Origin of the sequence: Enterobacter wuhouensis (assembly GCF_035835995.1) — a bacterium.
GTDB lineage: Bacteria > Pseudomonadota > Gammaproteobacteria > Enterobacterales > Enterobacteriaceae > Enterobacter > Enterobacter wuhouensis.
This window is the reverse complement of the sequence record NZ_CP142124.1, coordinates 2,711,290-2,725,300: the sequence shown is the minus strand read 5'-3', so window position 1 is coordinate 2,725,300 and position 14,011 is coordinate 2,711,290. Positions and strand designations below refer to the sequence as shown.

Here is a 14,011-nt window from a genome sequence, read left to right as displayed (position 1 = left end):
TTATGCAGCATCTGCAAAGTACGAAATCGATACAAGAGACGCCGGTGAGTGGGGAAGTGATTACCCTACCTCCCGTGCAGGTGCGCCGTCGCGCCCCGGCGCTTGCGCGGCGCATGAACGACCTTTTACAGCGTATCATTCCGGCGCTGCTTGGGCTCGGGCTGCTGGTGCTGCTCTGGGAGCTGGCGGCGATGAATAGCAAAGGCTTCCCGACGCCGCTCAGTACCCTGGATTCCGCCATTACCCTGTTCGCCGATCCATTTTATCGCGACGGGCCAAACGACATGGGCATCGGCTGGAACGTGCTTGCCTCGCTGCAGCGCGTGGCGGTGGGCTTTGGCCTGGCTGCCGTGGCCGGTATTCCGCTCGGTTTTCTCATCGGCCGCTTCACCTTTTTCTCGCGCATGTTCAATCCGCTGATTGCGCTGCTGCGCCCGGTCAGCCCGCTGGCCTGGCTGCCAATCGGCCTGCTGCTGTTCCAGAAAGCGGAACCCGCCTCGAGCTGGACCATTTTCATCTGCTCCATCTGGCCGATGGTGATCAACACGGCTGAAGGCGTGCGCCGCATTCCGCAGGACTACCTCAACGTCGCCCGCGTGCTGCAGCTTTCCGAGTGGACCATCCTGCGCCGCATCCTCTTCCCGGCGGTGCTGCCTGCGGTGCTGACCGGGGTGCGTCTCTCCATCGGCATTGCCTGGCTGGTGATTGTCGCCGCCGAAATGCTGACCGGCGGGCTGGGCATCGGCTTCTGGATCTGGAACGAGTGGAACAACCTCAACGTTGAAAACATTCTCATCGCCATCGTCATTATCGGCGTGGTCGGGCTACTGCTGGAGCAGGGGCTGATGCTCATCGCCCGCCGCTTTAGCTGGCAGGAAAAATAAGGAGCGAACATGAAACCATTAATTCAGGTCCAGGCCGTGAGCCAGCGTTTTTCCACCGCCAGCGGCGAGTTTCTGGCGCTGCAAAACGTCTCTTTTGATATCCACGAAGGGGAAACCGTGAGCCTGATTGGCCACTCCGGCTGCGGCAAATCGACGCTGCTGAACCTCATCGCCGGTATTACGCTGACGACGGAGGGCGGGCTGATTTGCGACAACCGCGAAATCGCCGGGCCGGGGCCGGAGCGTGCGGTGGTGTTCCAGAACCACTCCCTGCTGCCGTGGTTGACCTGCTTCGACAACGTGGCGCTGGCGGTGGATCAGGTGTTCCGCAAGACCATGAGCAGGGCCGAGCGCAAGGCGTGGATTGAGCACAACCTCGACCGCGTGCAGATGGGGCATGCCCTGCACAAGCGTCCGGGGGAGATCTCCGGCGGCATGAAGCAGCGCGTCGGGATTGCCCGCGCGCTGGCGATGAAGCCGAAGGTATTGCTCATGGACGAACCGTTCGGCGCGCTGGATGCGCTCACGCGAGCGCACCTGCAGGACTCGGTGATGCAAATTCAGCAGGCGCTGAACACGACGATTGTGCTTATCACCCACGACGTGGACGAGGCGGTGCTGCTTTCTGACCGCGTGCTGATGATGACCAACGGCCCGGCGGCCACGGTAGGCGAGATCCTGCATGTTGACCTGCCGCGTCCGCGCAGCCGGGTGCAGCTGGCGGACGACAGCCGCTACCACGCGATGCGCCAGCAGATCCTCCATTTCCTTTATGAAAAACAGCCCAAAGCGGCGTGATGAGGGAACCCCGATGCGACTGGTCATTATCGGTAATGGGATGGCAGCAACGCGGCTGATAGCCTCGCTCACCGGGCGTGCTCCCGGTCGCTTCGCAATCACCGTAATCGGCGACGAACCTGAACACGCCTATAACCGCATCCAGCTTTCGCCGGTGCTGGGTGGCGAAAAGCGGGCGGAGAATATTTATCTGCACGATGAAGGCTGGTACCAGGCTCAGGGCGTGACGGTGCTTCGCGGCGAGAAAGCGATCGTTGTCGACGTGAATAAGCACGAAGTGGATACCACCGTTCGCACGCTGGGCTGGGATGCGCTGGTTTTCGCCACCGGGTCAACGCCGTTTGTGCCGCCGATCCCCGGCGTCGATGCGCCCCATGTGTTCAGGTTCCGTACCCTGAAGGATACCCACGCCATCCATAGGAACGCCGGTCCGGCGGTGGTGCTGGGAGGCGGGGTGCTTGGCGTGGAGGCGGCAGCGGCGCTTGCACGGTCGGGTGACAACGTCACGCTCGTTCATCGCGGCTCCTGGCTGATGGAACAGCAGCTGGATCGGCAGGCGGGCGTACTGCTGGAGGAGGCCCTGGCGGAGCGTGGCGTTCGCTGTGAGCTTGCATCCGGCATCAATACGATTACCGACGCGTCCGTAACGTTGCTCAGCGGACGCAGCGTCCCGGCCACGCGCGTGGTGCTGGCGACCGGCGTGCAGCCTAACGTCACGCTGGCAAAAGCCAGCGGCATACGCTGCGCGCGCGGTATCGTGGTGGATCACCAGATGCAGACCTCCGCACCGAACGTCTACGCCATCGGCGAGTGCTGCGAAATTGACGGCCAGACGTTTGGCCTGATCGCCCCCTGTCTGGCGCAGGCGGAGATCCTCGCCGCGCGGCTGGCCGGGGACGTCACCGCGCCCTTTGCCCTGACCGACAGCGGCGTGCGTCTCAAGGTAACAGGCATTGAGCTGTTCAGCCTCGGGCGTGCGGCAGAGCAGGAGGGCGACGTAGTCTGGAGCTCATGGGACCCGCTCACCCGTCACTACCGCCGCTTGCTGATCCATCGGGGGGCGCTGGCAGGCGTGCTGCTGATGGGCGACTGCCGCAGCGCGGCAACATTCACCGATTTACTGGCAACGGCTGCTCCCGCGCATGCGGACTGGCTGTTCGATCGCTTCACGACGACGCAACCGCAGGTTGCAGGACAGAACGCTATGACAAAACCTACGCTGGCGGTGGTTGGACACGGTATGGTCGGCCATCATTTTCTCGAAGAGTGCGTGAACCGCAATTTACACAGGCAGTACCAGATTGTCGTCTTTGGCGAAGAGCGTTACGCCGCCTACGATCGCGTGCATCTGTCAGAGTATTTTGGCGGGCGCAGTGCGGCATCGCTCTCGCTGGTGGCGGGGGATTTCTTTGCCGACAACGGCATTGAGCTGCGCCTGTCGCAGCAGGTGGTCGCCATAGATCGGGACGCGCGCGTCGTGCGTACCGCCAGCGGGCACGAAACCCACTGGGATAAACTGGTGCTGGCGACCGGATCGTTTCCGTTTGTTCCCTCGGTGCCGGGCAACGACCTGCCCGGCTGCTTTGTCTACCGTACGCTCGACGATCTGGACCGCATTGCCGCCCATGCCGAGGGTGCCCGTCGCGGGGTGGTGATTGGTGGGGGACTGCTGGGGCTGGAAGCCGCAAACGCCCTGAAGCAGCTGGGACTAGAAACGCACGTGGTGGAATTTGCGCCCAACCTGATGGCGGTCCAGCTGGACGGCGACGGCGCGACAATGCTGCGTAAAAAAATTGAGGCGCTTGGCGTCGGTGTTCACACCAGTAAAGCCACCACGGAAATCGCTCCAGCGGATGGCGGGCTGGTTCTTAGCTTTGCCGACGGTGAACGGCTGGAAACGGACATGGTGGTCTTCTCTGCCGGGATACGCCCGCAGGATGCGCTGGCGCGCAGCAGCGGGTTAACCATCGGCGAACGCGGCGGGATCTGTATTGACGATCGCTGCCAGACCTCCGACGGGGACGTTTTTGCCATCGGCGAATGCGCGCAGTGGGAAGGCAAAATGTATGGGCTGGTCGCGCCAGGCTACCAGATGGCGCGCGTTGCCGCGGCCGCTCTGGCGGGCGAGGATAGCGCATTCGCCGGCGCGGACATGAGCACGAAGCTTAAGCTTCTCGGCGTGGACGTGGCTTCATTTGGCGACGCGCACGGCAGAGCGCCGGGGGCGTTGAGCTATCAGTGGACCCACGGTCCGCAGCAAATCTACAAAAAGATTGTGGTCAGCCCTGACGGTAAACGCCTGCTCGGCGGCGTGCTGGTGGGCGACGCCAGCGAATACGCGACGCTGATGCAGATGATGCTTAACGGCATCAGCCTGCCGAAAGAGCCGGAAACCCTGATCTTACCCGCATTGTCAGGCAGCGCGCCGAAAGCGCTCGGCGTGGCGGCGCTGCCGGAAAGCGCGCAGATATGTTCCTGCCACAACGTCAGCAAAGGCGATATCTGCCGGGCGGTGGGCGCGGGCGCGGCGGATATCGGCGCCGTCAAGCAGTGTACGAAAGCGGCCACCGGCTGCGGGGGCTGCAGCGCGCTGGTGAAGCAGGTGATGGAGTATCAGCTTGCCGCGCAGGGCGTGGAGGTGAAAAAGGACATTTGCGAGCACTTCCCGTACTCGCGTCAGGAGATTTACCACCTGGTGCGCGTCAACCATATCCGCACCTTCGACCAGCTTATCAGCCGCTACGGTCAGGGGCACGGGTGCGAAATCTGTAAGCCGCTGGTGGGGTCGGTGCTGGCCTCCTGCTGGAACGAGTATCTGCTGAAGCCGGCGCACCTGCCGCTGCAGGACACAAACGACCGCTACTTCGCCAATATTCAGAAGGACGGAACGTATTCCATCGTGCCGCGCATGCCCGCGGGGGAAGTGTCCGCCGACGGGCTTATCGCCATCGGCCAGATTGCGAAACGCTATCGTCTGTACAGCAAGATCACGGGCGGGCAGCGTATCGATCTGTTTGGCGCCACGCTCGAACAACTGCCGGAAATCTGGCAGGCGCTGGTGGAGGCGGGCTTCGAGACCGGGCACGCGTACGGTAAATCGCTCCGCACGGTGAAATCCTGCGTCGGGTCGACCTGGTGCCGCTACGGCGTTCAGGATTCCACCGGGCTGGCGGTGAAGCTGGAGCACCGCTATAAGGGGCTGCGCGCGCCGCACAAAATCAAAATGGCGGTATCCGGCTGCACCCGCGAGTGCGCCGAGGCGCAGAGCAAAGACGTGGGGGTTATCGCGACGGATAAGGGCTGGAACCTCTACCTGTGCGGTAACGGCGGGATGAAGCCGCGTCACGCGGATCTCTTTGCCAGCGATCTGGACGATGACGCGCTGATCCGCACCGTCGACCGTTTCCTGATGTTCTATATCCGCACCGCGGATCGCCTGCAGCGCACCAGCACCTGGATGGACAACCTTGAAGGCGGCATTGACTATCTGCGCGAGGTGATTCTCGACGACAGCCTGGGAATTGCCCACGAACTGGAGCAGGAGATGGCGCGCGTGGTGGAAACCTACCGGTGCGAATGGCAAACCACGCTTAACGATCCTGACCGGCTGGCCCTGTTCCGCACGGAGGTTAACCGTCAGCCGACCGAGGGCAACAAGCGGTGGCAGGAGATGTGCGCTATCGACGAAATCCCGGAGCAGGCGGGCATCGGCGCTCGCCTGGGACGCAAGCACATTGCGCTGTTCCGCTTTGGTGAATCGGTCTATGCCCTGGACGATCTGGAGCCCGGCAGCGGGGCGAACGTGCTCTCGCGCGGGATCCTCGGCGATGCGGGCGGCGAGCCGGTGGTGATTTCGCCGCTTTACAAGCAGCGCATTCGCCTGCGCGACGGATGCCAGGTCGACAGCGGCGAGCCTGCCGTGCGCGCCTGGCCGGTGAAAATTGAAAACGGCAGGGTGTGGGTCGGCAACGATGCGCTGGTGATGCGCGCGGAGGCCTCATGAATGAAACCCGGACGACGTGCCCGTACTGCGGGGTAGGCTGCGGCGTGATTGCTAGCGTAGCGGGCGAAGAGGTCAGCGTGCGGGGAGATGAACGCCACCCGGCAAACTTCGGACGGCTTTGCGTAAAAGGGTCGGCGCTGGGGGAGACCACGGGACTGCACGGGCGCCTGCTGCGCCCCGTGCTGGATGGTCAGGAGGTTGAGTGGGGGCGGGCGCTGGAGGCGGCGGGGGAGCGGCTACGGCACGTTATCGATACCTGGGGGCCGCAGGCCGTGGCGTTTTATGCCTCCGGCCAGCTGTTAACCGAGGACTATTACGCCGCCAACAAGCTGATGAAAGGGTTTATCGGCGCGGCGAACATTGATACTAACTCGCGCCTCTGCATGTCCTCGGTGGTGGTGGGCTACAAGCGCGCCTTTGGTGAAGACGTGGTGCCGTGCAGCTATCACGACGTTGAAAACAGCGATCTGGTGGTGCTGGCCGGGTCAAACGCCGCCTGGACACATCCGGTGCTGTACCAGCGGCTGGTGCAGGCCAAACGGGCTAATCCGGCAATGAAGGTGGTCGTCATCGACCCGCGAAAAACCGCCACCTGCGATATTGCCGACCTGCACCTGGCGCTCGCGCCCGGCAGCGACGCCGCGCTGTTTGTCGGGCTGCTCAACCTGATTCAGGGAACGGACGACTGGCCGATCGCCCGCGTTGCGGCGTTTTGCGGCCTCGCGGCGAAGGAGGTCGGCACGTTTTACGACTGGTTTATGACCGCCCCCCGCGCTGTCACGCTCTACACCATGGGGATCAACCAGTCGACGAGCGGCAGCGACAAGTGTAACGCCATCATCAACGTCCATCTCGCCAGCGGAAAATTCAACCGTCAGGGCTGCGGCCCGTTTTCGCTGACCGGACAGCCAAACGCGATGGGCGGGAGAGAGGTAGGCGGGCTGGCGAATCAGCTCGCCGCGCACATGGGCTTTGAGCCGGACGATCTTTCCCGCGTCGCCCGCTTCTGGGGTACCGAGAGGCTGGCGCAAACACCGGGCCTCATGGCGGTCGAGCTGTTTGATGCCATCGCCCGCGGTGAAGTGAAAGCCGTGTGGATCATGGGCACCAATCCTGCGGTATCCCTGCCGGACAGCCATGCCGTGTGTCAGGCGCTGGCCGGCTGCCCGCTGGTGATTGTCTCAGAGGTGATGCAGGAGACGGATACCAGCCGCTTCGCCCATATCCGTTTTCCGGCGCTGGGCTGGGGCGAGAAGAACGGTACGGTGACGAATTCAGAACGGCGTATCTCGCGCCAGCGCGCCTTCCTGCCCGCCCCCGGGGACGCAAAACCCGACTGGTGGATAATCGCGCAGGTTGCGCAGCAGCTGGGCTTTCGCGAGGCGTTCGCCTGGCAGCATCCTCAGGAGATCTTCTTCGAACATGCGGCGCTCTCGGCCTTTGAGAATGACGGCGCGCGGGCGTTTAACCTGCGCGATCTTGCCGCATTAACCCGCGAGGAATGGGATGCGCTTGCGCCTTACCAGTGGGCGGCAGGGGATTTTCCGCACAGGCGGATTGTGCCCGTAGAGCCCCGGCTTCATGAAGCGAGCGTGGATGCGCTCTATCCGCTGATGCTCAATAGCGGGCGTATCCGCGATCAGTGGCACACCATGACCCGCACGGGCTATGTGCCGCGGCTGATGCAGCATATCGCTGAACCGCGCCTTGAGATCTGTTCTGCCGATGCGAGGCGTTTCGCACTTGGCGACGGGGCGCTGGCGCGGATAAGCTCCCCGCGCGGGGTGATGGTCGCCAGGGTCCATATCAACGACGGACAGCGGCCGGGGGAGATATTTGTGCCGATGCACTGGAACGGGCAGTTTGCGCGTCAGGGAAAGGTGAACGCGCTGGTGGAGGGGCGCTGCGATCCGCTTTCAGGCCAGCCGGAAAGTAAACAAACTGCCGTCAGGATCGCGCCCTGGCACCCCGGCTGGCAGGGGGAGCTGTACGCTCGCGCGTTGCCCGAGCTGCCGCCTGCCGTCTACTGGTGGCGTAAAGCGTCGCATCTGACGGTGGCGAGCGATAGCCCCCTTCTGGAGTGGGTTCTGGCACACTGCGGGAAGCAGGGCTGGCAGCTGCAAATCGCGCAAACCGGCGAACGCTGCAGCGTGCTGGCCTGGCATAACGGCGAACTGATGCTCGGCTTTTGGGAAGCAACCGCGCGACCCGAGCTGGCGCATGCGTTTATTGAAGAGGCATTTCGTCATCCCCCCGCCGATCTTGCCGGGCGGCATGCGCTGCTGCACGGGCAGCGTCCCGGCGAGCGTGTCGATCCCGGGCGCATTGTCTGTAGCTGCTTTAGCGTGGGGGAAAATACGATTCGCGAGGCGATTGCCGGCGGCTGTGATTCTGCGGCGGCGCTCGGGGCAGCCTTGCGGTGTGGAACCCACTGCGGTTCGTGCGTGCCGGAGCTGAAGGCGTTGTTAGGGGCGAAGAGGTAAAGGCGTCGGGTGGCGCTCGCGCTGACCCGACGGACGGTTTCAGGTTATTCCTGAAATTTCCATTAAGACTGTAATTCACTCCTGAAGGCGTTAACATGATAAGACTATCTTTGAAAAACACAGGCACGTAATTCCGACGTTGAGAGCTGTATCGTCCCACATTCGTTCGCTGTTTTTACTCCTCCTGATTACGGCCGGAGCCGTTCACGGTGCGCCCAATTCCTTTGTGCAGCAGGCGCAAAACCCCTTTGATAACAATGGCGATGGCCTGCCGGATCTGGGTCTGGCACAACCTTCGTCGCAGGGTGAAAAGCATCTGGCGGAGATGGCTAAAGCCTTTGGTGAAGCCAGCATGACCGATAACGGCCTTACTACCGGCGAGCAGGCCCGGCAGTTTGCCTTTGGCAAGGTGCGCGATGCCGTAAGCGGTGAGGTGAACCAGCAGATAGAATCCTGGCTTTCGCCGTGGGGGAACGCCAGCGTCAACCTGCTGGTGGATGACGAGGGTAAATTCAACGGCAGCAGCGGAAGCTGGTTCATCCCGTGGAACGATAACAATCGTTACCTGAGCTGGAGCCAGCTCGGGCTGACGCAGCAAACCGACGGTCTGGTCAGCAATGCCGGCGTCGGGCAGCGCTGGGTCGCCGGACGCTGGCTGCTGGGCTATAACACCTTTTACGACAATCTGCTGGACGAAAACCTGCAGCGCGCCGGGCTGGGGGCTGAAGCGTGGGGAGAAAACCTGCGCCTGTCGGCTAACTATTATCAACCCTTTGCCGGCTGGCGCGACAGCTCCGACGTGCAGGAGCAGCGCATGGCGCGCGGGTACGACATCACCGCCAAGGCCTGGCTGCCGTGGTTTCACCACCTGAACACCAGCGTCAGCTTTGAACAATATTTTGGTGATAACGTCGATTTGTTCGATAGCGGAACCGGCTATCACAACCCGATGGCGGTCAATCTTGGGCTGAACTACACCCCCGTCCCGCTGGTGACGCTGACGGCGGCGCATAAGCAAGGGGAGAGCGGGGTGAGTCAGAACCACCTTGGGCTAAAGCTCAACTATCGTTTCGGCGTGCCGCTGGTGAAGCAGCTTTCTGCGGGGGAAGTGGCCGCCACGCGCTCGCTGCGCGGCAGTCGCTACGATTCACCGGAAAGGGACAGCCTGCCGGTGATGGAGTTCCGCCAGCGCAAAACGCTGTCGGTCTATCTTGCTACGCCGCCTTGGGATCTGAAAGGAGGCGAAACCGTCATGCTGAAGCTACAGATACGCAGCACCCACGGGGTCCGTCAGCTGCACTGGCAGGGGGATACGCAGGCGCTGAGCCTGACCGCACCGTCGAACAGCACCAGCAGCGACGGCTGGAGCGTGATTATGCCAGCCTGGGACGAACGCGAAGGCGCGAGTAACCGCTGGCGGCTGTCGGTGGTGGTGGAAGATAAGGATGGGCAGCGCGTCTCATCCAATGAGATCACGCTAGCTGTGGTGCAACCGCTGGTAGCATTACCGGATGACGATCCACGGTGGAAGCTGCTGCCGGACGAATAACGTTAGAAAATACGTTCCTGATGGACCCACACGGCGGCTTCAACGCGGGATTTCAACTTCATTTTCTTCAGCATGTGCTTCACATGCACCTTAACCGTGCTTTCGGTGATATCAAGACGGCGGGCGATCATTTTGTTCGGCAGGCCCTGGGCAATCAGCTTCAGAATATCGCGCTCGCGCGGGGTCAGCTGGCTGACGTCACGGTCTGAGGTGGCACGGTTCGCGCGCAGGCTGGCGGCCAGCACCGGCGTTAACGCTTCGCTCAGGACCATCTCACCGGCGGCGGCCTGCTGCAGCGCCTTGAGCAGATCTTCCGGTTCCATATCCTTGAGCAGATAGCCGTCCGCGCCGCGCTTCAACGCCGTGACCACATCCTCTTCGTGATTTGAAACGCTAAAGACCACTACGCGGCCTGAAAGGGATTTTTCGCGCAGCTTGTCGAGCGTTTCCAGCCCGTTCATGCCCGGCATATTGAGATCGAGCAGGATCAAATCAGGATCGAGCGATTCGGCAAGCTCAATACCCTGTTCGCCGTTGCTGGCTTCGCCAACGACGGTGATATCTGGCGCCATGCTGACCAGCTGTTTTACGCCGGTGCGCAGCATCGGATGGTCGTCGATCAGCAGGATTGAGGCCGGTTCCTGATTAGTCATGGTTTTCTCCTTGAGAAGTTATAAGCGGTTTTTCGGGGATAAAGGTGACCACAACTTCTGTGCCTCCCGTCTCTCTCCGGCGAACCTGGCAATCACCGCGCAGGCTTTGCGCGCGGTCACGCATGATGATTAAACCATAGTGGTTAGTTCGTTCGGCATTTTCCGGCACGCCGTAGCCGTTGTCCTGAACCGCGAGCTTCACCTGATTATCGTGCTGGCTAACGGTTACCGTTACCGCCGTCGCGCCGGAATGTTTGAGCACGTTGCTCAGGGCTTCACGGGCAATCTGCAGTACGTGAATGGCCTGATGAGAGGGGACAAAACGCGGCGGCAGCTGGTAGTCGAGCTTCACCGGGAATCCCAGTCGGGCGCTAAATTCGTGGCAGCTGGATTCGAGCGCAGGGCGCAGGCCCGGCTCCGTCAGCTGCAGCCGGAAGGTCGTCAGCAGCTCGCGCAGCTGCACCCAGGAGGTGTTCAGCTCGTTGCGGATTTGGCTGAGCAGCTGCTTATTGCTCTCAGGCATATCGGCATCCTGCATTTGCAGGCAGCTCACCTGCATTTTCATACACGAGAGCGACTGCGCGATCGAGTCGTGAAGCTCGCGGGCGATGGTGGCACGCTCCTCCATCACGATCAGCTGCTGCTGTTTTTCCTGATGCCTGTCGAGTGCCAGCGTCGCCGTCAGCTGTTCAACCAGGGTATCCACAAGCTGCTGCTGGTCGTGGCTGAGGTGACGTCCCGTGGGCAGCGTCGCCAGCAGTATGCCGTACTGAGTGTGGCTGTCGGTGAGGCGCCATTTGAGCGTGGTGCCGCCGGTGGTCAGCTGCGGTAGCCCGCGCGGGCACAGGTGACAGCCCTTGTCATCGCAGGACATATCCGACTGGCAGGTAAATTCCTGGTGGTTCTCTTCGTCTTCAATATCGTAGACCCGCAGTTCGAGGTCGTGCAGAAGCGTCAGGTTTTGCAGGCCGTTGAGTACCGGCGAGAGACGCTCGCACAGCGGCACCTGCATATGCAGACGACGGTTGGCCTGCCACAGGAAAGAGAGTATTTCGTTTTTCTGCTCAAGCCCGGCGGTTTTTTCCTGCACCCGTTTTTCCAGCACCGCGTAGCTTTCAGACAGTTCTTGAGACATGGTATTGAGCGCCTGACCCAGCATGGCCATTTCGTTACGGCCGCTGATGTGGGCCCGCTGGGTGAAGTCACGGTCCGTTACGGCGCGGGCCATCGCCAGCAGCTGTTTCCACGGGTTTAACAGGCGGGCGCGCAGCCAGACGATGGTAAAAATTAACAGCAGCCCCATAAACAGGGCCATAGCGCGGTGAACCATGACCACGCGGTCGATGCGCAGCTCGGTCGTTTGGTCGAAAGAGGAGACCAGAGCATCAATACGGGAAACAAAACCGGCAACGTCCTTCGCCACCGTTTCGGCCTGCTGCGCCTGCTGTAGCCCCGGCCTGAGCTGGGTGTGCCAGTAATTTTGGAGTGATTTGAGCTGAGGCTCCTGACCGTCGCGCATGGCGGCTCTTTCCAGCTCGGCGCTGAATGCCGTCCGCTCCATTTCGTCGATCAGTACCCGATCGTCCGGCGTTAAGGGAACCGACGCCAGCAGCCGGTAACTCTGCATACGCAGCGATCCTGCCTCGTTAATGGCATGTGCATTACCCTGCACGCCCTGTACCAGCCAGCCAGAAATAGCCATGCCGGTCACACCGATAGCGGTAGACAGCAAGACGATAAGCGCCAGCTGGTTCACTAGCGTCAACGGTGATAAACATCTTCTTAACATAGCGTTGCCGGGCTCCTGACGTGGCCTGCTTGCAGGAATGGCGTTATTCTCATGCATACCCTGGAGTATACCCATACCAATAAAGGATTACCTCTAAATTGCCAGTGGGGTAGTGGTTGGGGGGAGGGAACGGCAGGGGGGCTTCATAGCCGTGAAAAACCACATCTTTTTTACCGGATCATCCTACTCACTAAGGAGCATGACTTTTTTTTCGCCGCAAAACCACCCACTTTTCCTTTGATTTATATCAACTTACCGCCGCTCTAAAACCCTAATGTTTGCAGCATCTTTCAAGAATCAGAGGTGTCTATGAGTCACTCATCCGCTCCCGAAAGGGAAAGTGGTTCCGTTATTACCGACTGGCGTCCGGAGGACCCGGCATTCTGGCAACAGCGTGGCCATCGTGTAGCAAGCCGTAACCTGTGGATTTCCGTTCCCTGCCTGCTGTTAGCCTTTTGCGTATGGATGTTGTTCAGTGCTGTTGCGGTAAACCTGCCCAAAGTTGGCTTTACCTTTACCACCGATCAGCTGTTTATGTTAACCGCGCTGCCGTCGCTGTCGGGAGCGCTTTTGCGCGTGCCTTACGCCTTTATGGTGCCGGTCTTTGGCGGTCGCCGCTGGACGGCGTTCAGCACCGGGATCATGATCGTTCCTTGCGTATGGTTAGGGTTTGCGGTGCAGGATACCTCTACGCCGTTTAGCGTGTTCGTGATCATCTCTCTGCTGTGCGGCTTTGCGGGTGCAAACTTTGCGTCGAGCATGGCGAACATCAGCTTCTTCTTCCCGAAAGCGAAGCAGGGCGGTGCGCTGGGTATTAACGGCGGCCTGGGCAACATGGGCGTGAGCGTGATGCAGCTGATTGCGCCGCTGGCGATCTCTGTCTCCATCTTCGCGGCCTTTGGCGGCGGTGGCGTGACGCAGCCGGACGGTTCATCTCTGTTCCTTGAGAATGCGGCCTGGATTTGGGTTCCGTTCCTGGTGGTCTTTACGCTGGCATCCTGGTTCTTTATGAACGATTTGTCAGCGTCGAAGGCCTCCCTGAGCGAGCAGCTTCCGGTACTGAAACGTGGTCACCTGTGGGTGATGGCGCTGCTCTATCTGGCAACCTTTGGCTCGTTCATCGGCTTCTCCGCCGGTTTCGCCATGCTGTCGAAAACCCAGTTCCCGGAAATTCAGATCCTGCACTTTGCGTTCTTTGGTCCGTTTATCGGCGCGCTGGCGCGTTCTCTTGGCGGGATGATTTCTGACCGTCTGGGCGGCACCCGCGTGACCCTCGTGAACTTCGTGGTGATGGCTGTCTTCTGCGCGCTGCTGTTCCTGACGCTGCCGGTCGACGGGCAGGGCGGTAACTTCCTCGCCTTCTTCGGCGTGTTTATGGTGCTGTTCCTGACGGCCGGGCTGGGAAGTGCGTCTACCTTCCAGATGATCTCCGTCATCTTCCGTAAGCTGACCATGGACCGCGTTAAGGCGCAGGGCGGCAGTGAAGAGCAGGCGATGCGTGAAGCAGCGACCGACACGGCCGCAGCCCTGGGCTTTATCTCTGCGATTGGCGCCATTGGCGGCTTCTTTATCCCGAAAGCGTTCGGTATTTCGCTTGACCTGACCGGATCTCCGGCAGGGGCAATGAAAGTATTCCTCGTCTTCTACATCGCCTGCGTAGTGATTACGTGGCTGGTGTATGGCCGTAATACCAAGAAAAAATAAGTAAGATTGATTATCCGTTTGCGCGGCCTCAGTGCCGCGCTTTTTTTATTACGTACTTAGTTACAACATACTTATCTGTTTTCACAGGCGCGCCGCGGGTAACACTGCGATCGCCATCGCATTACAGGCGTCTCTACCCCTTAATACC

The 14,011-nt window shown here is 61.0% G+C and carries 8 protein-coding genes; 6 read left to right on the top strand and 2 right to left on the bottom strand.

Annotation, left to right across the window (positions count from 1 at the left end; translation table 11 throughout):
• The first annotated feature begins 2 nt into the window (after positions 1–2).
• The 5 genes from ntrB to VPX56_RS13080 all read left to right on the top strand — a co-directional run bounded on the left by ntrB (position 3) and on the right by VPX56_RS13080 (position 9,717).
• Positions 3–884: a nitrate ABC transporter permease gene (gene ntrB / locus VPX56_RS13100; RefSeq protein WP_326466821.1), complete on the top strand. Its 882-nt coding sequence runs from the start codon at positions 3–5 to the stop codon at positions 882–884.
• 9 nt (positions 885–893) lie between these two features.
• Positions 894–1,682: an ABC transporter ATP-binding protein gene (locus VPX56_RS13095; RefSeq protein ID WP_326466819.1), complete on the top strand. Its 789-nt coding sequence runs from the start codon at positions 894–896 to the stop codon at positions 1,680–1,682.
• Positions 1,683–1,695: 13 nt separating this feature from the next.
• Positions 1,696–5,685, top strand: a complete 3,990-nt coding sequence (nirB, locus tag VPX56_RS13090) for a nitrite reductase large subunit NirB (RefSeq protein ID WP_326466817.1) — start codon at positions 1,696–1,698, stop codon at positions 5,683–5,685.
• Positions 5,682–8,168: a nitrate reductase gene (locus tag VPX56_RS13085; protein ID WP_326466815.1), complete on the top strand. Its 2,487-nt coding sequence runs from the start codon at positions 5,682–5,684 to the stop codon at positions 8,166–8,168. Before nirB ends, VPX56_RS13085 begins: the two co-directional genes overlap by 4 nt.
• Before the next feature lie 130 nt (positions 8,169–8,298).
• Positions 8,299–9,717: a YchO/YchP family invasin gene (locus VPX56_RS13080; RefSeq protein WP_326472054.1), complete on the top strand. Its 1,419-nt coding sequence runs from the start codon at positions 8,299–8,301 to the stop codon at positions 9,715–9,717.
• A 2-nt stretch (positions 9,718–9,719) separates the two neighbouring features.
• Here VPX56_RS13080 and narL read toward each other — a convergent pair whose 3' ends face one another.
• Together narL and narX are read right to left on the bottom strand one after the other, a co-directional pair.
• Positions 9,720–10,370: a two-component system response regulator NarL gene (gene narL, locus VPX56_RS13075; protein WP_003856701.1), complete on the bottom strand. Its 651-nt coding sequence runs from the start codon at positions 10,368–10,370 to the stop codon at positions 9,720–9,722.
• Positions 10,363–12,159, bottom strand: coding sequence for a nitrate/nitrite two-component system sensor histidine kinase NarX (narX, locus tag VPX56_RS13070; RefSeq protein WP_326466813.1), 1,797 nt, complete (start codon positions 12,157–12,159; stop codon positions 10,363–10,365). The genes narL and narX overlap by 8 nt, the downstream gene beginning before the upstream one ends.
• 309 nt (positions 12,160–12,468) lie before the next feature.
• Between narX and VPX56_RS13065 the strand changes: the two genes are divergently transcribed.
• Positions 12,469–13,863: a NarK family nitrate/nitrite MFS transporter gene (locus VPX56_RS13065; protein WP_263611129.1), complete on the top strand. Its 1,395-nt coding sequence runs from the start codon at positions 12,469–12,471 to the stop codon at positions 13,861–13,863.
• Positions 13,864–14,011 lie beyond the last annotated feature (148 nt).